This is a genomic window from Pseudomonas sp. NFIX28 (assembly GCF_900107395.1).
GTDB lineage: Bacteria > Pseudomonadota > Gammaproteobacteria > Pseudomonadales > Pseudomonadaceae > Aquipseudomonas.
Genome location: NZ_FNPW01000002.1, coordinates 172,536 through 196,256 on the forward strand (window position 1 = coordinate 172,536; position 23,721 = coordinate 196,256).

General features: G+C 65.5%; 22 protein-coding genes. 14 read left to right on the forward strand and 8 right to left on the reverse strand.

Going from position 1 to position 23,721, the window contains the following annotated elements; genetic code table 11:
- The first annotated feature begins 1 nt into the window (after window position 1).
- From BLV20_RS04235 to BLV20_RS04275, 9 genes are all read left to right on the forward strand, one after another.
- Window positions 2-1,114 carry a fatty acid desaturase family protein gene (locus BLV20_RS04235; RefSeq protein ID WP_092297436.1) on the forward strand — a complete coding sequence of 371 codons (1,113 nt, stop codon included), beginning with the start codon at window positions 2-4 and terminating at the stop codon, window positions 1,112-1,114.
- Complete coding sequence (mtnP, locus tag BLV20_RS04240; RefSeq protein WP_092297439.1) at window positions 1,111-2,022, forward strand: S-methyl-5'-thioadenosine phosphorylase; 912 nt, start codon at window positions 1,111-1,113, stop codon at window positions 2,020-2,022. The genes BLV20_RS04235 and mtnP overlap by 4 nt, the downstream gene beginning before the upstream one ends.
- A gap of 4 nt (window positions 2,023-2,026) precedes the next feature.
- The gene (locus tag BLV20_RS04245; RefSeq protein WP_092297442.1) at window positions 2,027-2,638 is read left to right on the forward strand and encodes an NUDIX domain-containing protein; all 612 of its coding nucleotides are present in this window, start codon (window positions 2,027-2,029) and stop codon (window positions 2,636-2,638) included.
- On the forward strand, window positions 2,631-3,536 hold the full coding sequence (locus BLV20_RS04250; RefSeq protein ID WP_092297445.1) for an ABC transporter substrate-binding protein: 906 nt from the start codon (window positions 2,631-2,633) through the stop codon (window positions 3,534-3,536). Before BLV20_RS04245 ends, BLV20_RS04250 begins: the two co-directional genes overlap by 8 nt.
- On the forward strand, window positions 3,529-4,731 hold the full coding sequence (locus BLV20_RS04255) for an MFS transporter (RefSeq protein WP_092297448.1): 1,203 nt from the start codon (window positions 3,529-3,531) through the stop codon (window positions 4,729-4,731). Before BLV20_RS04250 ends, BLV20_RS04255 begins: the two co-directional genes overlap by 8 nt.
- Window positions 4,728-5,384 carry an HAD family hydrolase gene (locus tag BLV20_RS04260; RefSeq protein ID WP_092297451.1) on the forward strand — a complete coding sequence of 219 codons (657 nt, stop codon included), beginning with the start codon at window positions 4,728-4,730 and terminating at the stop codon, window positions 5,382-5,384. Before BLV20_RS04255 ends, BLV20_RS04260 begins: the two co-directional genes overlap by 4 nt.
- A gap of 57 nt (window positions 5,385-5,441) precedes the next feature.
- Window positions 5,442-6,344, forward strand: a complete 903-nt coding sequence (locus BLV20_RS04265; RefSeq protein ID WP_092297454.1) for a LysR substrate-binding domain-containing protein — start codon at window positions 5,442-5,444, stop codon at window positions 6,342-6,344.
- A 132-nt stretch (window positions 6,345-6,476) separates the two neighbouring features.
- Window positions 6,477-7,100, forward strand: coding sequence for a glutathione S-transferase family protein (locus tag BLV20_RS04270; RefSeq protein WP_092297457.1), 624 nt, complete (start codon window positions 6,477-6,479; stop codon window positions 7,098-7,100).
- A 64-nt stretch (window positions 7,101-7,164) separates the two neighbouring features.
- Window positions 7,165-8,058 (forward strand): pyridoxamine 5'-phosphate oxidase family protein, encoded by an 894-nt coding sequence (locus BLV20_RS04275; protein WP_092298479.1) that lies wholly within the window; start codon window positions 7,165-7,167, stop codon window positions 8,056-8,058.
- A gap of 174 nt (window positions 8,059-8,232) precedes the next feature.
- Here BLV20_RS04275 and BLV20_RS04280 read toward each other — a convergent pair whose 3' ends face one another.
- From BLV20_RS04280 to BLV20_RS04315, 8 genes are read right to left on the reverse strand one after another with little or no spacing between them, the layout of a single operon-like run.
- Window positions 8,233-9,363 (reverse strand): glycosyltransferase family 4 protein, encoded by a 1,131-nt coding sequence (locus tag BLV20_RS04280; protein WP_092297460.1) that lies wholly within the window; start codon window positions 9,361-9,363, stop codon window positions 8,233-8,235.
- Window positions 9,364-10,494, reverse strand: a complete 1,131-nt coding sequence (locus tag BLV20_RS04285) for a glycosyltransferase family 4 protein (protein ID WP_092297463.1) — start codon at window positions 10,492-10,494, stop codon at window positions 9,364-9,366.
- Window positions 10,478-11,854 carry a glycosyltransferase family 4 protein gene (locus BLV20_RS04290; protein WP_092297466.1) on the reverse strand — a complete coding sequence of 459 codons (1,377 nt, stop codon included), beginning with the start codon at window positions 11,852-11,854 and terminating at the stop codon, window positions 10,478-10,480. The genes BLV20_RS04285 and BLV20_RS04290 overlap by 17 nt, the downstream gene beginning before the upstream one ends.
- Window positions 11,851-13,116, reverse strand: a complete 1,266-nt coding sequence (locus BLV20_RS04295) for an ABC transporter ATP-binding protein (RefSeq protein ID WP_092297469.1) — start codon at window positions 13,114-13,116, stop codon at window positions 11,851-11,853. The genes BLV20_RS04290 and BLV20_RS04295 overlap by 4 nt, the downstream gene beginning before the upstream one ends.
- The gene (locus BLV20_RS04300) at window positions 13,116-13,913 is read right to left on the reverse strand and encodes an ABC transporter permease (protein ID WP_092297472.1); all 798 of its coding nucleotides are present in this window, start codon (window positions 13,911-13,913) and stop codon (window positions 13,116-13,118) included. Before BLV20_RS04300 ends, BLV20_RS04295 begins: the two co-directional genes overlap by 1 nt.
- Window positions 13,913-15,355 (reverse strand): mannose-1-phosphate guanylyltransferase/mannose-6-phosphate isomerase, encoded by a 1,443-nt coding sequence (locus tag BLV20_RS04305; protein ID WP_092297475.1) that lies wholly within the window; start codon window positions 15,353-15,355, stop codon window positions 13,913-13,915. The genes BLV20_RS04300 and BLV20_RS04305 overlap by 1 nt, the downstream gene beginning before the upstream one ends.
- Window positions 15,356-15,358: 3 nt before the next feature.
- Window positions 15,359-16,330 carry a GDP-mannose 4,6-dehydratase gene (locus tag BLV20_RS04310; RefSeq protein WP_092297478.1) on the reverse strand — a complete coding sequence of 324 codons (972 nt, stop codon included), beginning with the start codon at window positions 16,328-16,330 and terminating at the stop codon, window positions 15,359-15,361.
- Window positions 16,327-17,238 carry a GDP-mannose 4,6-dehydratase gene (locus tag BLV20_RS04315; RefSeq protein WP_092297481.1) on the reverse strand — a complete coding sequence of 304 codons (912 nt, stop codon included), beginning with the start codon at window positions 17,236-17,238 and terminating at the stop codon, window positions 16,327-16,329. The genes BLV20_RS04310 and BLV20_RS04315 overlap by 4 nt, the downstream gene beginning before the upstream one ends.
- Window positions 17,239-17,668: 430 nt before the next feature.
- Here BLV20_RS04315 and BLV20_RS04320 point away from each other — a divergent pair, with 430 nt between their 5' ends.
- The 5 genes from BLV20_RS04320 to BLV20_RS04340 are packed head-to-tail and all read left to right on the forward strand — an operon-like array spanning window position 17,669 to window position 23,436.
- A complete protein-coding gene (locus tag BLV20_RS04320) occupies window positions 17,669-19,273 on the forward strand; it encodes a glycosyltransferase (protein WP_092297483.1) in 1,605 nt (534 codons plus the stop codon).
- Window positions 19,273-20,577, forward strand: coding sequence for a glycosyltransferase (locus BLV20_RS04325; RefSeq protein WP_092297486.1), 1,305 nt, complete (start codon window positions 19,273-19,275; stop codon window positions 20,575-20,577). The genes BLV20_RS04320 and BLV20_RS04325 overlap by 1 nt, the downstream gene beginning before the upstream one ends.
- The gene (locus BLV20_RS04330; protein ID WP_092297489.1) at window positions 20,577-21,464 is read left to right on the forward strand and encodes a class I SAM-dependent methyltransferase; all 888 of its coding nucleotides are present in this window, start codon (window positions 20,577-20,579) and stop codon (window positions 21,462-21,464) included. Before BLV20_RS04325 ends, BLV20_RS04330 begins: the two co-directional genes overlap by 1 nt.
- Window positions 21,461-22,618, forward strand: coding sequence for an acyltransferase family protein (locus tag BLV20_RS04335; RefSeq protein ID WP_092297492.1), 1,158 nt, complete (start codon window positions 21,461-21,463; stop codon window positions 22,616-22,618). Before BLV20_RS04330 ends, BLV20_RS04335 begins: the two co-directional genes overlap by 4 nt.
- Window positions 22,612-23,436: a class I SAM-dependent methyltransferase gene (locus BLV20_RS04340; RefSeq protein WP_092297494.1), complete on the forward strand. Its 825-nt coding sequence runs from the start codon at window positions 22,612-22,614 to the stop codon at window positions 23,434-23,436. The genes BLV20_RS04335 and BLV20_RS04340 overlap by 7 nt, the downstream gene beginning before the upstream one ends.
- The last annotated feature ends 285 nt before the right edge of the window (window positions 23,437-23,721 follow it).

Sequence of the window (23,721 nt, forward strand, 5' to 3'; positions counted from 1 at the left end):
TATGGACACCGCGCACCTGGTCCTGCTGGGCCTGATCGCCACTTCGCTGCTGTTGCGCGCGCTGGTGGCTTTCTATTACCGCGATGCGCAGCGGGTGCTGCGCCTGCTCAAGCTGATACCGCGCCTGGAAGGGCGGCGCGAACAATATTACCGCCCGCTGGACGCCTGGCTCGCGCCGCTGCCCTTTGTCTGGACGTGGCTGGACATCGTCGCCGCGGTGCAGGCGGCGTCGATCTACTCGTCGCCGCTGGCCTGGCTGGCCGTGCTGCTGTGGAGCGGCGGGCGCATGCGCGCGTTGCAGGAATTCGGGCACAACGCGGTGCACTTCGCGCTGTGTCGCCACCACGGCTGGCAATGGTGGTTGAGCAACGTGTTCTACCAATTCCCGATGTTCAAGCGCGACATGCGCAGCCGGCACCAGACCCACACCCTGGAACACCATCGCCACCCCAACCATCCGCAGCTCGACCCCAACCGCGCGCGGGTGCATGCCGGCGGCTATGTGGCAGGCCTGACGCCCAGCGGTTTCTATGCCCTGTTGCTGTACCCGCTGACCCCTCGCGGGGCCTGGGTGAACCTCAGCACCCTGGTGCGCAGCAGCCTGCTCAACCATTCCCGGCTGACCACCCTGGTGCGCTGCCTGAGCGTGGCGGCGGTGGCGGCGTTGCTGTATGCCTTCGGCGGCTGGGAAGGCGTGTTGTTCGCCTGGTTGCTGCCATTGCTGACGTCTTATCCGGTCTTTGCCTGGATCTCGCTGCTGACCGAACACCGCTGGTTCATCGAAGGCAACGCGCGCAATCGCCGCGAGCTGGAATACCTGGCCGGCCGGCCCACCGATTACTTCGGGATCTCCGGCTGGCTGGTGCGGGTGTTCATCGCGCCGACATCCGACGCCTATCACCTGGCGCACTCGCTGTACCCCGGGGTGCGCTGGAACTACCTGCCGGCGATCGACCGGCACCTGAAAATCCACGAGCCGCGCTACAGCAGCAACGCCAGCGAAGGGCTGCTGTTGCCGCGCGGCAATGCGCCCACGGCCCTGTCCGAACTCTATGAGCGCCTGGTCTGCACCGAACACCAACCGTCCACCCTGAAGTCGAGAGGTAGCCTGTGACATTCCCAACCGCATCCCAGCACGTCCAACGTATCGGCATCATCGGCGGCAGCGGCCTGCAACAGCTGCCCGGCCTGCAAGACATCCAGCAGGTGCAATGCACGACCGCCTTCGGCACGCCGTCGTCGCCGCTCACCCTGGGCACGCTCAATGGCGTGCCCGTGGCCTTTGTGCAGCGCCACGGCGTGGGCCATGTGATTCCACCGGCCTCGATCAATGTCCGCGCCAACATCGCCGCGCTGCGCAGTGTCGGCTGCACGCAACTGCTGTCGGTCAGCGCGGTGGGCAGCCTGACCCACGAGGCGCCACCGGGCAGCTTCGTGCTGGTCGACCAGTACATCGACCGCACTATCCAGCGTGAAAAGACCTTTTTCGGCCCCGGGCTGGTCGGCCATGTGCCTTTTGGCGAGCCGGTCTGCGCGCGCATGCGCGGGGTGCTGGCCGAAAGTGCCGAGGCCGAGGACATCCAGGCGCGCAACGGCGGCACCTATGTGGTCATGGAAGGCCCGCAGTTTTCCACCCGCGCCGAGTCCCACCTGTACCGCCAATGGGGCGGCACGGTGATCGGCATGACCGCGATGCCCGAAGCCAAGCTGGCCCGCGAGGCCGAGCTTTGCTACGCGATGATCGCCATTCCCACCGATTTCGACTGCTGGCACGAATCCCACGAGCCGGTGAACGCCACGCTGGTGGCGCAACGCATGGCCGACACCTTCAACCTGACCCGGCGCCTGGTGACCGCGGCCGTGACCCGCCTGGGCCGGCATGCCGGTGCCTGCCCCTGCGGGTGCGACCGCGCCCTGGACACCGCGGTAATGACCGCGCCCGAACACCGTGACCCGCGCATGGTCGAGCGCCTGTTGAGCGTCGCGCCCAATGCCACCCATCTGTCAGCGAACAAGGAATGAAGCGATGAACCAGGCCATCTCCACCAAGGACCGGGTGCGGATCCACCAGGTCCAAGTGCTTTCTGACAACTGGTACGTGCTGCGCAAGACCACCTACGACTTCCAGGGCCGCGACGGCGTCTGGCGCACCCTGGACCGGGAAACCTACGACCGCGGCAACGGCGCCACCATCTTGCTCTACAGCCGGGCCAAGCAGACGGTGGTGCTGACCCGGCAGTTTCGTTTCCCGGCCTTCGTCAACGAGCACGACGGCATGCTGATCGAGACCTGCGCCGGGCTGCTGGACAAGGACGATGCGCTGACCTGCATCCACAAGGAGACGGAGGAAGAAACCGGCTACCGCATCCGCGAAGTGCGCCAGGTGTTCGAAGCCTTCATGAGCCCCGGCTCGGTCACCGAGCGCCTGCACTTTTTCGTCGGCGAATATTTCGATGAAGACAAGCAGGGCGAGGGCGGCGGCCTGGCGCACGAGGGCGAAGAGATCGAAGTGCTGGAACTGCCGATCGATGAGGCCCTGGCGATGATCGACCGCGGCGAGATCTGCGACGGCAAGACCATCATGCTGCTGCAGTACGCCAAGCTGCATCGGCTGCTGGAGGTTGCCGCCGATGACTGAACTCAACGCCATCAGTTCGATGGAAAACGCCGAGCTGGCCGAGTTCGTCGCGGGCATCAGCCAGCACATCGGCATGCCGGTGCGCCTGACCCGTTGTTCCACCTCGGAGCTGATCGAGCGCCTGCACAACGGCAGCGCCGGGGCCTGGGACTTGTTGCTGGGCACGGCGGCCACCGCCTTGCTCGACCCAAGCCTGGCCTGGCAGTTGATGCCGCTGACCGACGTCGAGTTCACCGGCCTGCCGGACGCCGCGGTGGCCACGGATCGCCGCTGGTTCGCGGCATCGGGGTTTGTCCCGGCCTTCTGTTACGACCCCAAGGTCCTGGCCCGTGAGGGCCTGGTCGCGCCGCACAGCTGGCAGGACCTGACAAACCCCGAATGGGCCGGGCGCATCGCCTTGCCCGATCCCGGGCGCTCCGGCGCCGGCTACCTGCACCTGAGCGCGCTGCTCGAGCATTACGGTGAATCCGCCTGGGCGCTGCTGGCCCGGGTGGCCGCGCACGGCCCGGCGATCAGCGGTTCCTCCACCGCGCCGATCGAGGCCGTCGTGCAGGGGCGGGCCTGGCTGGGGGTGACGGTGTCGACCGCCGCCACCCGCGCCGCCGAACAGCACGCGCAGTTGCGCTGGTGCGTGCCCGAGGATGCGCGCTGTTATGAGGACGAGGTGTTTGCCTGCCGGGCCGGGTCGCCCAACGCCGCCTATGCCCAGCAGGCATTGCAATGGATGCTCACCCCGGCCGCGGCGCAGATCAGCCAGCGTTACGGCAAGGTGGTGCCGGGCCAGGCGCACCCGGTCGGCGCGCTGCAACCGCTGGCCGCCTTGCAGGCCAGCCGCGACAAGGCGGCGCGCTGCCGGCATTGGCAGGCGCTGTTCGGCGGAGGGTCGACCCATGGCTGAAGCCGCGCCGGATTCCAGCCAGGCGCTTGCCCGCCAGGACCTCGTCCATGAGGCGCGCCCGTGGTTCCTGTACCTGCTGTTCGGGCTGTTCGGCGCCCAGCAAGGCTTGCTCGGGCCGATCATGCCGTTCCTGCGCGGCACCCTGGCGCTGGACCTGAGTTGGGCCGGCCTGCATTTCGCGGCCTATGCCGCCGGCCTGGCGCTGGTCGGCTGGCCCTATCGCTGGCTGGAGCGACGGCTGCGCTCGACGAGCATGACCAGCGCCGCGTGCCTGTCGGTGGTCGTCGCCAGCAGCCTGTTCACGGTTGCCGGGCACTGGTCGCTGAGCCTGCTCGCCGCCGCGGCGATGGGCCTGTCGGGCGGGTTCGTGCTGGCGGTGGGGCAGGCGGCCCTGGGCCAGCGTTACCGCGAACAGGCCGCGCCCCGGCTGGTGGAGGCGCATATCGTCGCCGGGCTGTGCGTGCTCGGGGGAGCCTTGCTGGTGGGTGGCATGACCGGCCTGGGGCTGTCCTGGCGCCTGGTGCCGGGCAGTATCGCGGCCCTCGCGCTGCTGCTGACCCTGCTGTCGCTGAGCGCCTGGAACGTATCGCCGAGCTTCGTCATGGCCGGTCAAGCCGGCGAGGGCGGGCAACCGCCAATGAACCGGCGGCTGCAACTGAGCCTGTGGGCCCTGGTGCTGCTGGGCATTTCGGCGGAGTGGGGGGTGGGCTTCTGGGGCGCGGAGTACCTGGCCGTGCACACCCAGGTCAGCGCCTCGGCCGCCGCCACGCTGATGAGCCTGTATTTTGCCGGCACCGTGTGCGGGCGCCTGGCCAGCCGTTACGCCTTGACCCGCATCCGCCCGTTACCGTTGCTGGTTGGCGTGGTGCTCGGCGCCATCGCCACCTTGCTGGTGCTGTACTTCAGCCAGACCCGACTGCTGACCGCGCTGTTCGTCTTTGTGCTGGGGGCCTGCCTGGGCAATTTCTTTCCGTTGATCCTCGGTTCGGCGATGCGCATCGCGCCCCAGGCCAGCTCGGCCATCAGCGCTCAGGCCTCGCAGGCGGTGGGCGTGGCGTTGTTGCTGGCGCCGTTCCTGCTGGGCTTGCTGTCGGCGCGGATCGGTGTCGAAGCGGCTTTCAGCCTGTTGATCGTCTATCCCTTTCTCATGCTGCCGATCGTTCGCGGTCTGCATATTCCTGGAGCACGCCCTTGAAGCTATCCGCCCTGTTGTTCGACCTCGACGGCACCCTTATCGACACCGACGACCTGCACCTCAACGCCTACAACCAACTGCTGGCGCGCTGGGGGAAATCCATGAGCCTGGAATACTACAAGGCCCATGTGATGGGGTTTCCCGACGATATGATTTTCTCCGGCCTGTTTCCCCAGGCACCGGCGACGCAATACCCGGAGCTGGCGGCGCAGAAGGAAGCCATGTTCCGCGCCCAGCTGCGCGACACCGTTCCGGTGCCCGGCGTGCTGCGCACCCTGGACCATGCCCAGGCCGCCGGCATCCCCACGGCGGTGGTGACCAATGCCCCACGGGAAAACGCCGAAGCCATGCTCCAGGGCCTGGGGATTGCCGAGCGCTTCGATGCGCTGGTGATTGGCGGCGAACTGGCGCGCGGCAAGCCCGACCCGCTGCCTTACCTGACGGCCCTGCGCCTGCTGGACGCGAGCGCCGAGCAGGCGCTGGCCTTCGAGGACTCGCTGGCCGGGGTGCGTTCGGCGGCCGCGGCTGGCATCCACACCTTCGGCATGCTGTCGGGCCTGGAGGAATCGCAGCTTCGCCAGGCGGGTGCGCGGAGTATCATCCGGGACTTCAACGATGAGGCCTTGTGGCAGCGACTCCAGGTCCCTGCCTGAGCCCCGGGCGGTCCAGCGGGACCGTGCCGGGCGGGGCGCCGTAAAGCGAGGACCGTCATGGACCGATTCCAGGAAATGCAGGTGTTCATCAGCGTCGCCCAGGAGCAGGGCTTCGCTGCCGCGGCGCGGCGCCTGGGGCTGTCCGCGCCCAGCGTGACGCGGGCGGTGGCGGCGCTGGAAATGCGTATCGGCACGCCGTTGCTGACCCGCACCACGCGCACCGTGCACCTGACGGAGGCCGGCCAGCGCTACCTGGAAGACAGCCGGCGCATCCTCGCCGAGTTGCAGGACGCCGAAGCCTCGGCCGCCGGCGTCCATGCGTTGCCCCGCGGGCAACTGACGCTCACCGCGCCGGTGCTGTTCGGCGAGCTGTTCGTGACCCCGCTGATGGTGGATTACCTGGAGCGCTTTCCCGAGGTCAGCATCAATGCCCTGCTGGTCGACCGGGTGGTGAGCATGGTCGAGGAGGGCATGGACGTGGCGGTGCGCATCGGCGAGCTACCCGACAGCGGCCAGCATGCGGTGCGCGTCGGCGAGGTGCGGCGGGTCATCTGCGCTTCCCCGGCCTTTCTGGCCCGGCATGGCCGGCCGCGGCACCCCCAGGAGTTGCGCCAGGCAACGGTGATTGCGCCATCGTCCATCGGCCAGTCCAGAAGCTGGCTGTTCGACGAGGGCGGCACCTCCCTGAGCGTTCGCACGGAACCGCGGCTGATAGTCACCGGCAACCAGGCGGCCATCGGCGCCGCGTGCCTCGGGCTGGGCCTGACCCGGGTGCTGTCGTACCAGGTGGCGGGCAAGGTGGCGACGGGCGAGCTGGAAATCATCCTGGCCGAATTCGAGCTGCCGCCGCTGCCGATCCATGTGGTGTATCAGGGCGGGCGCAAGGCTCCGGCGCGGGTGCGCGGTTTCGTCGACTTCGCCGTGCAGGCGCTGCGCGAACATCCGGCGTTGCAGGCGTAGCGCCGCTCACCGTTGCACTGGCTGAAATGATGGATTGTGTTTTTTGGTGATTCCGTTGTTTTCAAGCGAGGGGGAAGATGGCGCCCTCAGTGCCGCTCTTGTGAGTCGCACCCTTGCCAGCGGAGTCTGCCCATGCACCCCATCAAGCTCTACAACTTCCCCCGTTCCGGTCATGCCCATCGCGTCGAACTGATGTTGTCGCTGCTGGGGCTGCCTTTTGAATCGATCATCGTCGATCTGGCGAAAGGCGAGCATAAACAGGCGGACTTCCTGGCGCTGAACCCCTTTGGCCAGGTGCCGGTGATCGACGACCAGGGCGTGGTGCTGGCCGATTCCAACGCGATCCTGGTGTACCTGGCGCAGAAATATGGCCAGGGCCGCTGGCTGCCTGCCGATCCGCTCGGCGCGGCGCAGGTCCAGCGCTGGTTGTCGGCGGCGGCGGGACCGCTTGCGTTCGGCCCGGCGGTGGCCCGCCTGATTACCGTATTCGGCGCCCAGCGCAACGCCGAAGAGGCCATTGCCCGCTCCCATGAGCTGCTCAAGGTGGTCGAGCAGCAACTGACGGCCAGCCCTTACCTGGCGGGCGGCGAGCCGACCATCGCCGATATCGCCGGCTACAGCTACATCGCCCACGCCCCCGAGGGCAATGTGTCGCTGGCCGACTATCCACAGGTCCGCGCCTGGCTGGCACGCATCGAAGCCTTGCCCGGTTTCGTCGGCATGCCGCGCACCGCGGTCGGCCTGCAAAGCGCCTGAACCTGCCGGCCCGGCACGCCCGGGCCGGCTGCACGCTGCGTCCTCGACGCAGGGGAGACCCATGATGAATAGCCTATCCCCCTGGCATGCGGGCGAGACTCGCCTGCAAACCCAAGCCGGCGTTGCCGAGCGCATGGACGTCGTCGGGCGCAAGGTGATCCGCAGCGAGATGCCCGACCAGCACCGGCAGTTTTATCAACAGTTGCCGTTCATGCTGCTCGGGGCTGTGGATAACCAGGGCAACCCCTGGGCCAGCGTGCTCGAAGGGGCGGTCGGCTTTGCCCATTCGCCGACCCCCGGGCTGCTGCAGGTGGGTAGCCTGCCGGCCGCCGAGGACCCCGCCCAGCTGACGCCAGGCGCGGCCATCGGCCTGCTGGGCATCGAACTGCACACTCGGCGACGCAATCGGCTCAACGGTCGGGTCATCGAGCTGGACGAGCGCGGTTTTACCCTGGGCGTCGAGCAATCCTTCGGTAATTGCCCGCGCTACATCCAATTGCGCCAGTTCGAAGCGGTGCCGCTGGCGGCGAATCGGCCCGTGCAGCGCCTGGATGCGCTGGATGATGCGGCGAGGTCGATGATCCGGGGCGCCGATACGTTTTTCGTCGCCAGTTATGTGGAAGTCGAGGGGCGGTACTGGGTCGATGTGTCCCACCGCGGCGGCCCGGCCGGTTTCGTGCGGGTCGAGGGCAACCGCCTGAGCATTGCGGATTTCGCCGGCAACCTGCACTTCAACACGTTGGGCAACCTGCTGCTCAACCCCCGCGCCGGCCTGTTGTTCATCGACTTCAACCGCGGCGACCTGTTGCAGCTCAGCGGGCGCACCGAAGTCGTCCTCGACGACCCGCAGATCGCCACCTTCCCGGGCGCCGAACGCCTGTGGCACTTCGACGTCGAGCAACTGCTGCGCCGTCCCGCGGCACTGGCCCTGCGCTGGCGCCTGCCGGACCTGGCGTAAAACCTTAACCTGGCGGCGACTGCATCGCGGGCAAGCCTCGCTCCTACGGAGAGGTCCGGCATTTCCCGTAGGAGCGAGGCTTGCCCGCGAAAAACGCCAGGACACCGCGTTTTCCCGGTGAGCACGCGTATTTGTTAACGCTTATCGCGAGCAAGCTTCGCTCCTACGGAGTGGTCAGGCGTAGGACAGGGCTTTTTCTTCCAGCAGCTCGTGGTACAGCTCGTTCCAGCGCTGGCCCATCTGCTCGGCGGTGAACAGCTGCCGGTAGCGGGCTTCGGCCTTGAGGCCCATCTGCGCGGCCTGCTGCGGGTTGTCCCACAGCTGGCGCATGGCGGCGCGGAAGGCCAGGGGATCGCTCGGCGGCACCACCAGGCCGGTTTCGCCATGGATATTGATGTAACTGGTGCCGGTGCCGATCTCGCTGGAGATCATCGGCTTGCCGTACATCGCGCCTTCGAGCAGCGAGATGCCGAAAGCCTCGCTGCGCAGGTGCGAAGGGAAGACGATGGCGTAGCTCAGCTGCAGCAGGGCCACCTTGTCTTCATCCCCCAGGCGGCCGAGGAAATGCAGGTTGCGCAGGCCCAGGGCCGCGGCCTGGGCGTGCAGTTCGGCCTCGAGCGGGCCGGCGCCGACAATCACCACCGGATAGTCCACGTCCTTGAGCGCATCGAGCAGGATGTGCAGGCCCTTGTAGTAACGCATCACCCCGACGAACAGGAAAAAACGCTCGCCCAGCCGCTGGCGCCAATGGGCCGTGCGCTCGGCATCGGGCTGTGGATAACCGGCCTTGTTCAGGCCGTAGGGGATGACCCGGGTCTTGTCCGGGTATTGCTGCAGCACATCGCTGGTGTGCAGGTAGTTCGGCGAAGCGGCGACGATCCGGTCGACGCTGTCCAGGAAACGGTTCATCAGCGGCCGGTACAGCTTGAGCAGGTGGCGCTGGCGGATGATGTCGGAATGGTAAGTGGCCACGCAGGGCTTGTTCATGCCGCTCATGAAATGCACCAGGTCCATGAACGGCCAGGGGAAGTGGTAGTTGACCACGTCGGCTTCGGCGGCCATTTCGCGAAACTGCTTGAACACGCTGTAGGAAAAACCGGTGGAGGCGAACTGGAAATCCAGCTTCGCCTGGTGCACCTCATGCTGGCCGACTTTCAGCACGCCGGGCGCGGGGGCGCTGCTCAGCGTCAAGACCTGGCCGTCGATACCGTACTGGGCAACGCTCTCACAGAGCTGAAAGATGACCTGTTCGGTGCCACCGATCGAATCAGGCAGGTATGTTTTATAGAAGTGTAAGACCCGCATTCAGCCTCCCATGGCCTGACGGTAAGCACGCGCAGTGATCTGCGCACAGCGACCCCAGGAAAAAAGTTTTGCCTGCGCCAATCCCGCTTCGCGGCACGCCTGCCAATGAGGCTCGTCGTCAATCAGGCGCAGCATGGCGTAGTGCACGCCGTGCACATCGCCAGGCTCGACATAGTTGCCCGCCGCACCCGCGACTTCCGGCATCGCCGAACGCCGCGTGACGATGACCGGTGTGCCGCTGGCCATGGCCTCCAGCACCGGCAGGCCGAAGCCTTCGTACAGCGATGGAAAGATCAGCGCCCTGGCCCCGGCCACCAGCTCGGCCACTTGTTCGTCCGGCAGGTAACCCAGCAGGCGCACATGGCCGCTGGCCAGGGCTTTTTGCAGGGGCTCGCTGAAGTGCTCTTGTCCCCAGCCCGCCATGCCGACGATCAGCAACGGATACCGGCGCCGCAGCGCCGGGGCCATCTGCTCATGGGCCAGCAGGGCCTGGGTCAGGTTCTTGCGTGGTTCCAGCGTGCCGATGCACAGGAAATAGCCCTGAGGTTGCAGGCCATGGGCCGCGAGACCCTGTTCCAGTTCGGTGTGCGTGCGTGGATGAAAGCGTGGGGCGACTCCCAGCGGCGCCACGACAAAGCGGTCGCGTGGCAGGCCGAAATAGTCCTGGGCTTCATCGGCGATGAACTGCGAATCCGTGAGGATCAGCAGCGCCTGTTGCACGCCTGCGCCGAGGCGTCGCTCGATTTCCCTCAAGCGGGCCGGTGGCTGGGTGGCGGGGTAATGCAGGTGGGTCAGGTCGTGCAGGGTCATCACGGTCGGGCCGTCGAACTCCAGCGGCCACAGGCTGGGTTCGTGGTAAAGGTCGATCGCCTGATGCTGCCCCTGGTCGAAGCGTTGTTGTTCCAGCCAGCGCCGGGCCTGGTACGCGCCGGGGACCCTTCGCAGCCAAGGGGCCAGTCGCGAATAGCCCGGCAGGGCGGCCGCCGGCAGCTCGGGGCTCCAGCCCCAGCCATGGAACAGCGACAATTCCAGCCCCTGTTCGGTCGCCAGGGCCGAGGCCAGCTCCGCTACGTAATGGCCGATTCCGGTACGCGGTGACTGCAGGATGCGAGCGTTAAGGGCTATCCGCATCGTGCGTCTCCCTGACCGAAGGCACGTGGCTCTTGTGCAACATGATGCGTTCCACCAGCTGGGTGCTGGCTTCGCGCCAACCCAGCCAGCGCCACTCATCGACATGGCGGGCCGCGGGGAACACGCCGCTGGTTTCCTGCTGGATCACCAGATCGGCCAGGCTTTGCGGGTTGTCGAGGTCGAAATAGACCATGAACTCGCCGCCGATTTCGCGGAACACCGGAATGTCGCTGCCCATGGCCGGCAGACCGCGCTGCATGGCTTCCACCAGGGGTAGGCCGAACCCCTCGACATGGGACGGGAACACCAGCGCCGTGGCCTTGGAATAGGCGTATTCGAGGCTGTTGTCGTCCAGGGCATTGAACATGAACAGGCGTCGGTTCAGCTGCGGGTGCCGGCGGATCCGCTCGATCAGCGCCTCGCATTTCCAGCCGATGCGCCCGGCGATGCACAGGCGGGCCTGGGACCCGCTGGCCCAGACGCGCTCGAAGGCATCGAGCAGGAACCCGTGGTTCTTGCGCGGTTCGATGGTGCTGACCATCAGGAACACCGGCGCCGGCTGCTTGAACAGCTGGATCAGGTCCGGGTTGATCCGCGAGTGTTCGTTGCGCTGGTCCAGCTCCGAACCCAGGTGGAAATAGTCGAACCAGCGCTGCGCCACCTGCTGGCGCCCGACCCGGCGGAGCATCTCTTCACGGACCTGGTCGCGGATGGTCGCGGAAATCGCGATGTAGCCGTCGGCGGTGCGCGCTATCCAGTCGAACCAGTGGTTGAACACCCGGACCAGCCCGGCGTCGCAGAATTGCGGATGGGTCAGCGGGATCAAGTCGTAGATCACCGAGACGATACCCACGCCATCGCGCTTGAGCTGTTCGGCCAAGGGGAAAAAGTCGGCGTGCCACGACGAGTCCAGCAGCACCAGTTGATCGCCCGGCTGATGTTGCAGCGGTACGCAGCGCTGGGGGATGTCATCCACATTCACCAAGCGGTTGCACAGGCGCAGGGGAATGCTGAGAAAGGCAAAGGCGGTCACGCGACACGCCACATAGAGCAAGCGCCGGGCGATGTATGAATCGGCAAAGGGTTTGCGCCGCTCCAGAGTCCGGTGGCGCAGCCAGAAGACATTGGCCATCTGCTCCAGGCGCACACGCAGGCTCATCAAATCCCAGCGTCGGGTCGGTAGCGGCTTGAGGCTCAGGACCCGATACAGTTTGCCGCCGAGCATGACCACCGGAATGCATTCCACCGAGGCATCGGTATCGGGCAATTCACCAATCACATTGCGTACCACGCGCTGGATGCCCGAGTTGGTCTCGGGGTGTTCGAACACATAGGTGCATTCAATCAACAGTCGGGTCATTGGGCCGCTCGCTGAGGCGTTGACTGGGTGGTTTTCGACGGCGAGCGGACAATGCTGGTCCGCGCCTGTAGCCAGGAACAGCCGACGAAGTCTTCCTGGCGGTTATTGATGACGTGGAAGACCAGGCCGTAGTCGCGCCATTCGAAGTTGCGATCCAGGTGCGAATCCAGCCGCGACAGGCTCAGCGCCACCGAATAGTTGCCCTTGCCCAGGCCCATGGTGAAGGCAAAGCGGAAGGTGACTTTTTCGCCGGCGCTGAGGTCGGTCAGGGCCTGGTCCAGGCGATGGGTGTTGATGCCGTACATGGGTTGGCCGAGGCGGTCCTTGATCATGAAACCCAGCACCAGCCGCTCGATGTCCTGGCGCACCTCGACCTGCACCTCCAGCACCACCGGCTGGCCGACTTCGGCCATCTCGATCGAGCGTTCGCGTTCGTCGCGCAGGTGCACGCTGAGGATCCCGGCCTCGCCGGTGCCGGAAATGGTCCGCACTTGCCCGTTGGCGAGCATTTCCTGGCGCACCGTCTGGCCTTCGCGTTCGGCGAGCATGGCGTTGTAGTAATCCATCACTTCTTCCGGCTTGCCGTGCATGGCCACGCGGCCCTGCTCGAGCAGGATTGCCGTGTCGCAGATCGACTGGATCGCCGAGCGGTCGTGGGACACGATCAGCAAGGTGGTGCCGGCGCGCCGGAAACTGCGGATGCGCTCGAAACTCTTGTGCTGGAAGTAGGCGTCGCCCACCGACAGCGCTTCATCGACGATCAGGATATCCGGGCGCCGCGCGGTGGCCACGCTGAACGCCAGGCGCATCTGCATGCCGCTCGAATAGGTGCGCACCGGGTGATCGATGGCCTCGCCGATCTCGGCGAAGGCTTCGATGTCCGGCATCAGCGCTTCGATTTCCTCCACCTGCATGCCCAGCAGCTGGCCGGCCATGACCGCGTTCTGGCGCCCGGTGAAGTCCGGGTGGAAACCCATGCCCAGCTCCAGCAACGCCGCCACCCGCCCGCGCAGATGAATCTCGCCGCAGGTTGGCTGGGTGGTGCCGGTGATCATTTTCAGCAAGGTGCTTTTGCCCGCGCCGTTGACCCCGACAATGCCCACGGCCTGGCCCGGCGCGATCTCGAAATCGACGCCCTGCAGCACCCAGTGCAACTGATGACGCGGCCTGGAAAACGGAATCATCCATTCGAACAGCCGGCTCCAGCGGTTCGGGTACTGTTTATAGGCCTTGCCCAGGCCGGTGACGCGTATATGTCCCATCAGAGCTCATCCACCATTTCACCGACGCGCTGGCGGAACAGCCGCAGCCCCAGGGCACAGAACACCAGGCTGATCACCAGCATCGGGGTCAGCGAACTCCACTGCGGCCACTGGTCGTAGAGGAACAGGTTCTGGTAGCTGTGCATCAGCGCCGTCAGCGGGTTGAGCGCCAGCAGGCGCTGGATCGACTCGGGCAGGATGCCGATGGGGTAGACGATGGGCGTCAGCCAGAACCAGAACTGCAGGAAGATGCCGAAGAACTGCCCGACATCGCGAAAGAACACATTGAGCACTCCGAGAATCATCCCCAGGCCGATGCAGAACAGCACCTGCAACAGCAGCAGCGGGACCAGCGCCAGCAGCGCCAGGCCCGGCAGGCGCCCGGTAATCAACAGGAAGCCGAGGAACAGGCCGAGGATGATCGCGAAGTTGATGCCGGCGTTGAGCAGCACGATCACCGGCAGGCAGATGCGCGGGAAGCTGATCTTCTTCAGCAGGTTGGCGTTTTCCAGGAACATGCTCTGGCTGCGCAGCGTCAGCTCGGAAAACAGGCCCCAGGTCAGCAGCCCGGCGCACAGGTAGACGCTGTAGGCCAGGCCATCCTCCACGCCTGGCAGGCGGGCGCGCATCACCTGGGAAAAGATCACCGTGTAGACCACGATCATCGACAGCGGGTTGAGCACGGTCCACAGGGCACCGAACAGCGAGTTGCGATAACGGGCCTGGAACTCGCGTTGCACGCTGCCGAGGATAAAGCCCCGGTAGCTGCGCAGCGAACGGTACAGATTGAGCAGCATCAGGCCGTCCTGCCGTATTGGTCTTCGAAACGGACGATGTCGTCCTCGCCCAGGTACTCGCCGCTCTGCACTTCGATGATGACCAGGTCGATCACCCCCGGGTTCGCCAAACGGTGCTTGTGCCCGGCGGCGATGAACGTGGATTCGTTGCTGTTGACCAGATGCGAGCCGTCGCCGTTGTTGGTGACCATGGCCGTGCCCTTGACCACCACCCAGTGTTCGTTGCGATGGTGGTGCATCTGCAGCGACAGCGCCGCGCCCGGCTTGACCACGATGCGCTTGATCTTGAAGCCCGGGCCTTCCTCCAGCACGGTGTAGCTGCCCCAGGGGCGGCTGACCGTGCGGTGCAGGCGATAGGACTCGTGGTTTCGATCCTTGAGCTGGCGGGCCACCTGGCGCACATCCTGGGCGCGGTCGGCGTGGACCACCAGGATCGCGTCGGCGGTCTCGACCACGATCAGGTTGTCGACGCCCACCGTGGCGATCATCCGGCCTTCGCTCTGTACGAAGTTGCCGTGGCTGTCGATGAACAGGGCCTCGCCGGTGGCGCGGTTATCCTGGGCATCGGCGTCGACCAGGGCGCTGATCGCGCCCCAGGAGCCGATGTCGCTCCAGTCGAACCGCGCGGGCACGACCGCGACCCGTTCCGAGATTTCCATCAAGGCATAGTCGATGGAAATGTCCGGCATCTCGGTGAAATGCTCCGCGGGCAATTCATGCTGGATGATGCGGCCGGTCTCCACCGGCGTGCTCGCGGCGAGGCAGGCGCGCGCCTGTTCCAGCAGCTCGGGAGCGTGCTGTTGCAACTGTTCCAGCAGCGTGGCGACGGTGAAACAGAACATCCCCGAGTTCCACAGGAAGCGGCCGCTTTGCAGGTAGCCGAGGGCGGTGTTCAGGTCGGGTTTTTCCACGAAACGTTGCACTTTGGCGGCGCCATGCGCGTCGAGGGCGTCGCCGGACTCGATGTAGCCGAAGCCGGTTTCCGGGGTGCTCGGCGTAACGCCGAAGGTCACCAGGTGGCCGCTTTCTGCCAGTTGCGCGGCATGGGCGACCGCGCTTTTGAAGGCCTCCTCGTTACGGATCAGGTGATCGGCCGGCATCACCACCATGGTCACCTGGTCGCCGTGCCGGGCCTGCAGGGCCAGGGCCGCGGCGGCAATGGCCGGAGCGGTATTGCGGCCCGAAGGCTCGAGGATGAAATGCCCGTAATGCCGATCCAGCCGGGCGGCCAGGAAGTGATCCTTGCTTTGGAAGAAGTGCTCGCGGTTGGTCACGGTGACGATATCGCCGCTACCGGCCAGCAACCCGGCGGCGCGGCGGTAGGTCTTGCCCAGCAGGCTCTGGCCGTCGGGCAGGAGCATGAAGGGCTTGGGATGGCCTTCGCGTGAAACCGGCCACAAGCGGGTCCCGGCACCGCCGGAAAGGATCACTGGAATCAGCATGCCTTACTCCTTGGCGACGCGTTTCATGTCCGCATCCATCATCATGCGGATCAGGGTTTCCAGATTAGTCTTGGGTTTCCAGCCGAGCACCCGTTGGGCCTTGGCCGGGTTGCCCAGCAGCACGTCGACTTCCGCGGGGCGCAAGAACGCCGGGTCGATTTTCACGTAGTCACGGTAGTTCAGGCCGACGTGTTCGAAGGCGATCTGGCACATCTCGCGCACGGTGGTGGTCACGCCGGTGGCCACCACGAAATCGTCGGCCTTGCTCTGTTGCAGCATCAGCCACATGGCTTCGACATAGTCGCCGGCAAACCCCCAGTCGCGCTTGGCGTCGATGTTGCCCAGGCGCAGTTCCTGCTGCTTGCCCTGTTTGATCCGGGCGGCGGCGTCGGTGACCTTGCGGGTCACGAACTCGATGCCGCGCAGCGGCGACTCGTGGTTGAACAGGATGCCGCTATTGGCATGCAGGCCGAAGCTCTCGCGATAGTTCACGGTGATCCAGTGGCCGTAGAGCTTGGCCACGCCGTAGGGGCTGCGCGGGTAGAACGGGGTGTTCTCGTCCTGTTGCTCGGCCTGGATCAGGCCGAACATCTCGCTGGTGGAGGCCTGGTAGAAACGGGTATGCGGGCTGAACTGGCGAATCGCCTCGAGCAGGTGGGTGACGCCCAGCCCGTCGACGATGCCGGTGGTCACCGGCTGGTCCCAGGAGGCGGCGACAAAGCTTTGCGCCGCCAGGTTGTAGAGTTCGTCGGGCGCGGCCTTGATCACCGCCCGTTGCACGGAGCAGGCGTCGGCCATGTCGCCATCCAGGTAACGGATTTCGCCCTCGATGCCCATCTCACGCAAGCGCCAGCGCGAGTCGCTGCTGCGTCGCGCCACCAGGCCATGAACCTGATAACCCTTGTCCAGCAGCAACTTGGCCAGATAGGCGCCGTCCTGCCCGGTGATCCCTGTGATCAGTGCACTTTTTGTCATTCTTGTCGTACCCGTGACTCCCAGTCGGACAGGATCGCCCGCAGGGATTGTTTTATTGTGGTTTCAGGCGTCCATCCGGTGACTTGCTGCAACCTGGCATGACTGCCGCAGACGCGACGCTGTTCTGCCCGTCGCAGACGGGCGGGGTCCTGCACCAGTTCCATTTCGACCTGAGCGATGTCGGCCAACTGCAGGATCAGGCTGCGGATGCTGTGCTCCTGGCCGGAGCAAATGTTGTAGACCTGGCCCGGCACGCCACTGCGCAACAGGGCGAGGTAAGCGTTCACCACGTCAGCGACATCGAGGAAGTCGCGGGTGACGTCGATATCGCCGACCTCCAGCCGCGGTGCCTGCAGGCCGTGCTTGATCCGGGCCACCTGGCGCGCGGCGCTGGCCACGGCGAAGCTCTCCAGCTGGCCGGTGCCGATGTGGTTGAACGGCCTGGCCACCATCACCGGCCAGCCTTCGCTCATGCCCCATTGCAGGCACAAGAGTTCGGCCGAGGCCTTGCTCACGGCATAAGGGTTGCGCGGGCAGGGCGGCTGGCGCTCGTCGATGGGCAGGTCGTTTTCGCTCACCTGGCCATAGACGTCGCCGGAGCTGACGTACAGGAAGGTGCCGCTGAAATCACGGGCTTTCAGGGCTTGCAGCAGGTTGAGCGTGCCCAGCAGGTTGATCTGCAGGGTCCTGCCAGGATCGCGGAAGGCTTCAGGGACGAATGTCTGGCCGGCGAGGTGGATGACCGCGTCCGGCAATTCGGGCCACAGGTCTTGCAGGCTTTGCGGTTGGGTCAGGTCGAAGGAGGGCGCGGGCAACAACTCCCATTGCGAGTCGGCTGCACTCAAGCGGGATCGCAGATGGCGTCCCACGAATCCATTCAGGCCTGTGACAAACAAACGCTTTTTCAAAAAGCAGCCTCTCCGGGGAGACTTCGGCAATATTTGGATACACAAATCGTGTGTAAAAAGCGAAAAATCTTCTACTTAAGAAGAATGTTCTTATTGACGAAGTTTGTTGTAGTTGTTTGGCGCTCAATCTGTGCCAATTGAGTTGGAATTTCAACAGGTCCTACCGTGACCGGTAAGTTCTCGTTTTTCAGCATAGGAAAAATCTTGCGGGGAGGTTCCCGAATCTTCAGAGGATGTGTTTAGAATGCCCCTCGTCTCGACCCCAAAGCGATCAGAGTGGCTGTCTCGGAGCCATGCATAACTGACCAATAGAACAAGAACGTAGACGGGCATGAGGACGATGGACGCGCGCCCTTCGACACAGGCGTGGCGCCATGGCTCTACCGTCATTGTGTGAAGTGCCAGGACGGCGGCTTCATCGTGAGATGCCATGAATTTCATTCTTTATTCGGATGTCAACGACGGCTCCATCAGCCAGAGCCTCGGGCGTCCGGAATACAGCTATTACTTCGTGCTCAAGGCTTATCGCCCGGTGCTGGAAAGCCTTGGGCGGGTTCACGTGGTGCAGGCACCGGACGAGGTCGACCGGCTGTACCACGAGCTGCGGCTCAAGGGCGAAGACTGCCTGTTCCTTTCGTTCACCCCACCCCAGAAAACCCTCTTCGACCTGGACTGCCCGACCGTGTGCGTGGTGGCCTGGGAGTTCGACTCGATCCCCTGCGAATACTGGGACGACGACCCGCGCCAGGACTGGAGCCGCGTCCTCGGCCGCCATGGCCGGGTGATCACCTTGTCCAGTCATACGGCCGATGCGGTGCGTCGGGCGCTGGGTGAACAGTTTCCGGTGTTGGTGCTGCCGACCCCGTTGTGGGAGCGCTTCGACGGCGTCCGGGCGCAATTCCCCAACGTGGCGGTCAACCCCGGCACGGCTTTGCACGTCAACGGCTGCATCATCGACAGCCGGATACTCGGGCTTTCCGCCGACGGCCTGATCGCCCCGGTGCCGCAGGAAACGCCGCCCGCCGCGCCAGTCGCGGTCGAAGTTGAAGTCGTCGAGGCTCCGCCGCTGACAGCCGGGCGCCGGCTGTTCATCGCCAAGCACTACCTGCGCGAATGGTTGCGGGCGCTGGTCGGCGGCGAATGGCGCCGGCCGCTGTTCATCAGCAAGCACTATGTTCGCCAATGCTATCGCGAGGGCCTGCGCGACCAGGTGCCCGAGCGCCTGCGGGCGCTGATGGCCAAGTCCAGGCCGGACAAGGCGTTGCCTGTCGTCCCGCCGCAGCCCGCGCCTGAACCGGAACGCCCCCAGGCCAGCCTCCCGGCCACCGACCAGCAAGTGCAGTTCCAGGTCGAGGGCGTGGTCTATGTCAGCGTGTTCAACCCCGACGACGGCCGCAAGAACTGGCATCAGTTGATCACCGCGTTCTGCTGGGCGATGCGCGACGTCGAAGACGCCACCCTGGTGTTGAAGATGACCCAGAACGACCTGTCGACCTATTACGTCGAGATGCTGACCCTGCTGTCGCAGCTGTCACCGTTCAGCTGCCGGGTGGTGGCCATGCACGGCTACCTGGACGACGAGGAATTCGCCAGGCTCTACGGCGCGGCCAGTTTCTACGTCAACGCCTCGCGCTGCGAAGGCCTGTGCCTGCCGCTGATGGAGTTCATGGCCTGCGGCAAACCGGTGATCGCGCCACGGCATACGGCCATGCTCGATTACATCGACGAGGAGGTGGCCTTCGTCGTCGCCTCCAGCCAGGAGCCGGCGATCTGGCCGCAGGACTCGCGCATCCTGTTCAGGACCCTGCGCCATCGCCCGGATTGGGGATCGTTGAAAACCGCCTACCAGGACAGTTACCGCATGGCCAAGGAAAACCCCGCGGGGTACCAGTCGATGTCCCTGGCCGCGGCCCGGCGCATGCAGCAATACAGCAGCTTCGCCAGCGTGCAGGGGCGCCTGCGGGACTTTTTCGAACTGCCTCCTGCGAGCGAGATCGACGGCGCGTCTTCCCTGGCTGTGGCGGGGAATGCCTGATGCTGATCCTCATCCATTCGGAAACCAACAAGAGCAACATCCAGCAGAACCTGGGGCGTCCCGAATACAGTTATTACTTTGTGCTCAAGGAATTCCGGCCGGTGCTGGAACGCCTGGGCCAGGTGGTGGAAGTCAGCCACCCCGACGAGCAGGTGGACCGCCTGTATTTCGACTGCCAGAGCCGCGGCGAGGCGTGCATCTTCCTGTCGTTCTCCCCACCCCATCGCACGCCCAACCATTACGCCTGTCCGACCATCCCGGTGTTTGCCTGGGAGTTCAGCACCATTCCCACCGAAAGCTGGCAGGGCGAGCCGCGGCATGACTGGCGCCTGGTTTTGGGCCGCGCGGGCGCGGCGATCACCCATTCCAGCTTTACCGTGCAAGCGGTGCGCGATGCGATGGGCGAGGACTATCCGATCTGCGCGATTGCGGCCCCGGTCTGGGATCGCTTCGCCCACCGTGGCGAGCAATTGGGCAAGCAGGCGCGGGCGTCGCGGGTGACCCTCAACCTGCATGGCCTGCTGCTCGACAGCCGGACCCTGGACCTGGACGCCTACGGCCCGGGCTCGCAGCGCGAAGGCACGCCGCTGGCGCTCGATACCGCGCCCCGCGATTGCCAGCTACTGCTCGATGGGGTGATCTACACCTCGGTGTTCAACCCCTACGACGGGCGCAAGAACTGGCAGGACATGATCAGCGCGTTCTGCACCACCTTTCGCGACTGTGCCGACGCCACGCTGGTGCTGAAACTGACCCACCACGACATCGGCAACGCGCTGGCCGACATGCTGCATCACCTCTACAAAAACCAGTCCTACCAGTGCCGGATCGTGCTGATCCACGGCTTTTTGGCCGACCCGGACTACGAGCGGCTGGTGGAGGCCACCAGTTACGTGGTCAATTCCTCGTTCGGCGAAGGGCAGTGCCTGCCGCTGATGGAGTTCATGTCCTGCGGCAAGCCGGCGGTGGCGCCGTGCAACACCGCGATGGCCGACTACATCGACCACGGCAACACCTTCATCGTCGACTCCACCGACGAGCTGACCGCCTGGCCCCACGACCCCCGGGCCGCCTACCGCACCCTGCGCTACATCACCAACTGGGATTCGCTGTGCTCGGCCTATCGCGCCAGCTACGACGTCGCCTGCCAGGACCCGGAGCGTTATGCCCGGATGTCGACCCAGGCCATCGAAAGCCTGCGGCGCTTCTGTAGCCAGGCCACGGCCGAACAGCGCCTGGGCGAGTTCTTCGAGCAGGTGCTGGAGCAGCGCAAGGCGCTCGCCGCACCTGGGCTGCCCGCGTGATGCGGGCGTTTCTGCGGCGTTTGCGCAGGGGCGCGGCATTGCCTTCGCCGGTGCTGGCCGAGCCGCCGAGGCCGGCGGTTTCTCCCCGCGATTGCGGCTTGCGCGACGCCATGCTCGATGGCTGGTTCCGCTCCGAAACCGGCGAGCTGCTCAAGGGCTTTGCCATCACCGCCGAGGACACCCTGCTCGATGTCGGCTGCGGCGAGGGCGTGGCGACGCTGTTCGCCATGCGCCAGGGCGCCTCGGTGATTTTCACCGACAGCGAGTTCGACAAGGTGCGCGAGCTGGCCCGGCAAGTCGCCGAGCAATCGCACGTGCCCGCCCTGGGACTGGTCAGCAACAGCTTGCCGCTGCCGCTGGCCCAGGGCTGCGCGAGCAAAGTGGTGTGCATGGAGGTGCTGGAGCACATCGAGCAGCCCGAGCCGTTTCTCGCCGAGCTGGTGCGCATGGGCCGCCCCGGCGCGCAGTACTTGATCAGCGTTCCGGACCCGGTGGGCGAGCATTTGCAGAAGGGCATCGCGCCGCCTGGCTATTACCGCGCGCCGAACCATGTGCAGATATTTTCCCGCGAGGGCTTTGGCCAGATGATCGAGGACGCCGGCCTGGTCATCGAACACCGCCAGGCCACGGGCTTTTTCTGGGTCATGGGCATGATCTTCTTCTGGGCCAGCGAACGGGCCGCCGGGCGCGAGCCGCCGGGCGCCGTGCGCGACCGCATCCAGGCGCCTTACCCGGCGCTGATGGAAGGCTGGGCGCGGGCCTGGGATGAACTGCTGGCGCAACCCGACGGGCTGGCGATCAAGCAGGTGCTGGACGGCTTCATGCCGAAAAGCCAGGTCATCATCGCCCGCAAGCCGCTTTCCGGCGCAGGGGCCGCGGCCTCTTGAACGACAAGCGGATCATGGACATCGAGCTGCTGCGTGGCCTCGCGGTGCTGGGGGTGGTGTTCCATCATCTGCAAGGCAGTCTGTTTCGCGACGGGGTCGGCTGGCTGGGCGACATCGCCGCCTACGGGCAATTCTGGTGGGGCGTGGACCTGTTCTTCGCCATCTCCGGCTTTGTCATCGCCCGCAGCCTGATCCCGCAACTGCGCGCTTGCACCAGCACTGCGCAGTTCTGGCAGCGGACCCGCGACTTCTGGATTCGCCGCGCCTTCCGCCTGTTGCCTTCGGCGTGGTTATGGCTGCTGCTGATGTTGCTGGCGAGCCTGTTCCTCAATCGTTCCGGAGCGTTCGGCAGCCTGCACGCCAACCTGTGGGCAACCCTGGCCGGCTTGCTGCAATTTGCCAACTTGCGTTTTGCCGACAGTTTTTTCCATTACGAATACGGCGCCAGCTTCGTCTACTGGAGCCTGTCGCTGGAGGAGCAGTTCTACCTGCTGCTGCCGGTGCTGGTGCTGCTGTGCCGCAAATACCTGGCCTGGGTGTTGCTGGCGCTGGTGCTCGTGCAACTCCTGACCACGCGCTCGGCGCTGCTGATGGTCATCCGCACCGACGCCATGGCCCTGGGCGTGCTGCTGGCGCTGTGGACGGCCCGCGGCAGCTACCGGCACTGGGAACCGAAGTGGCTGGGACGGTATCCGGGGCTCGGCCCGCTGCTGTTGATCCTGTCCTGCCTGGGCCTGGGCTGGTTGGCTACCGATGGTTTCAATGTCACCCGTTACCGGGTTGGCGCCCTGGCGGTGCTCTGCGCGCTGTTGGTGTGGATCGCGTCCTATAACCGCGATTACCTGTTGCCCCGCGGCCGGCTGAAAAGCCTGCTGGCCTGGGTCGGCAGCCGTTCCTACGGGATCTACCTGATTCATGTCCCGGTGTTTCTGCTGGTCCGCGAAGCCTGGTTCCGCCTGGCGCCCCATGGGGCGGACGGGCTGAATGACCAGCCGCTGCTGGCGCTGGCCTGCGCCGTGGGCCTGCTGCTGTTGCTGAGCGAACTCAACTACCGTGTCATCGAATTGCCCCTGCGCAACCGCGGTGCCGAGCTGGTGCAACGCCTGGGCACATCCCGTTCTCCCGTTCCCTCCACTGGAGTCACTTCATGCTGAGCCTTCTGAAAAAACTCACGGCGAGCGCTCCTGCGGCCGTAACGCCTGACGCACCGCCGCCGGCCAAGGTCGACCCGTACATGCTGGGCCTGCAGGACGCCATGCTCAGTGGCTGGTTCAACCAGGAAAACGGCGAACTGTTCAGCGGTTTTCCGGTGACGGCCGAGGACACCCTGCTGGATGTCGGCTGTGGTGACGGGGGCAACGTGCATTACTGCGCGATGCGCGGGGCGAGGATCATCATTGCCGACATCGATGCGGCCAAGGTCGAGGCGACGCGCCAGCGGCTGAGCGATACCCCGGCCCGCGGCGTCGAATGCCATGTCACCGACTGCAACCCGCTGCCGATCGCCGACGGCACCGCCAGCCGCGTGGTGTCCACCGAGGTCATCGAGCATGTGGACGACCCGGCGCAGTTCCTGTCCGAGCTGGTGCGGGTCGGCCAGCCGGGCGCGCTGTACCTGCTGAGCGTGCCGCACCCGAGCTCCGAGGACCTGCAAAAGGACATCGCCGCGCCGGAGTATTTCCAGAAGCCCAACCATATCCGCATCATCAGCGAGGAGCAGTTCAAGCAGATGGTCAGCGACGCCGGGCTGGAGGTGCTCAGCCACAGCCAGTACGGCTTCTATTGGTCGCTGTGGATGCTGTTGTTCTGGGAAGCCAAGGTCGAATTCAGCAACCCCGACCACCCGTTGCTCGACCAGTGGGCGAAGACCTGGCAGACCATCCTCAACTCGCCGCGCGGGGTGCAGATCAAGCACGCGCTGGACGCCGTGGTCGCCAAGAGCCAAGTCATCATCGCCCGCAAACCGGCCTGAACCGGCCTATAGCCGCTGCCGAAGGCGGCGATAAGGCCGCAGGCCTTCGGCGATCTTGCGACCCTGCGCGTCCTTCGGCCGCGATCGCAGCCTGCGGCAGCGGCTACAGGGGCTGCGTGAATGTTGGGCAAGGGTGGATTTTGCGGGAATGACGAAGGGGCAGTTTGCGAAATGACGCCTGGCGCGGTTTTTTGTAGCCGCTGCCGAAGGCTCGGGCCGCGTTCGGACGATAAGGCCGCAGGCCTTCGGCGATCTTGAGGTCTTGCGCGCCCTGCGGCCGCGATC

Excerpts from the sequence above, each read along its gene's own strand:
- BLV20_RS04265 (WP_092297454.1), top strand. The coding sequence starts at position 5,442 with ATGGACCGATTCCAGGAAATGCAGGTGTTCATCAGCGTCGCCCAGGAG.
- BLV20_RS04270 (WP_092297457.1), top strand. The coding sequence starts at position 6,477 with ATGCACCCCATCAAGCTCTACAACTTCCCCCGTTCCGGTCATGCCCAT.
- BLV20_RS04245 (WP_092297442.1), top strand. The coding sequence starts at position 2,027 with ATGAACCAGGCCATCTCCACCAAGGACCGGGTGCGGATCCACCAGGTC.
- BLV20_RS04305 (WP_092297475.1), bottom strand. The coding sequence starts at position 15,355 with ATGCTGATTCCAGTGATCCTTTCCGGCGGTGCCGGGACCCGCTTGTGG.
- BLV20_RS04290 (WP_092297466.1), bottom strand. The coding sequence starts at position 11,854 with ATGACCCGACTGTTGATTGAATGCACCTATGTGTTCGAACACCCCGAG.
- BLV20_RS04310 (WP_092297478.1), bottom strand. The coding sequence starts at position 16,330 with ATGACAAAAAGTGCACTGATCACAGGGATCACCGGGCAGGACGGCGCC.
- BLV20_RS04295 (WP_092297469.1), bottom strand. The coding sequence starts at position 13,116 with ATGGGACATATACGCGTCACCGGCCTGGGCAAGGCCTATAAACAGTAC.
- BLV20_RS04340 (WP_092297494.1), top strand. The coding sequence starts at position 22,612 with ATGCTGAGCCTTCTGAAAAAACTCACGGCGAGCGCTCCTGCGGCCGTA.
- BLV20_RS04285 (WP_092297463.1), bottom strand. The coding sequence starts at position 10,494 with ATGCGGATAGCCCTTAACGCTCGCATCCTGCAGTCACCGCGTACCGGA.
- BLV20_RS04250 (WP_092297445.1), top strand. The coding sequence starts at position 2,631 with ATGACTGAACTCAACGCCATCAGTTCGATGGAAAACGCCGAGCTGGCC.
- BLV20_RS04235 (WP_092297436.1), top strand. The coding sequence starts at position 2 with ATGGACACCGCGCACCTGGTCCTGCTGGGCCTGATCGCCACTTCGCTG.
- BLV20_RS04255 (WP_092297448.1), top strand. The coding sequence starts at position 3,529 with ATGGCTGAAGCCGCGCCGGATTCCAGCCAGGCGCTTGCCCGCCAGGAC.
- BLV20_RS04275 (WP_092298479.1), top strand. The coding sequence starts at position 7,165 with ATGAATAGCCTATCCCCCTGGCATGCGGGCGAGACTCGCCTGCAAACC.
- BLV20_RS04325 (WP_092297486.1), top strand. The coding sequence starts at position 19,273 with ATGCTGATCCTCATCCATTCGGAAACCAACAAGAGCAACATCCAGCAG.
- BLV20_RS04280 (WP_092297460.1), bottom strand. The coding sequence starts at position 9,363 with ATGCGGGTCTTACACTTCTATAAAACATACCTGCCTGATTCGATCGGT.
- BLV20_RS04300 (WP_092297472.1), bottom strand. The coding sequence starts at position 13,913 with ATGCTGCTCAATCTGTACCGTTCGCTGCGCAGCTACCGGGGCTTTATC.
- BLV20_RS04320 (WP_092297483.1), top strand. The coding sequence starts at position 17,669 with ATGAATTTCATTCTTTATTCGGATGTCAACGACGGCTCCATCAGCCAG.
- BLV20_RS04330 (WP_092297489.1), top strand. The coding sequence starts at position 20,577 with ATGCGGGCGTTTCTGCGGCGTTTGCGCAGGGGCGCGGCATTGCCTTCG.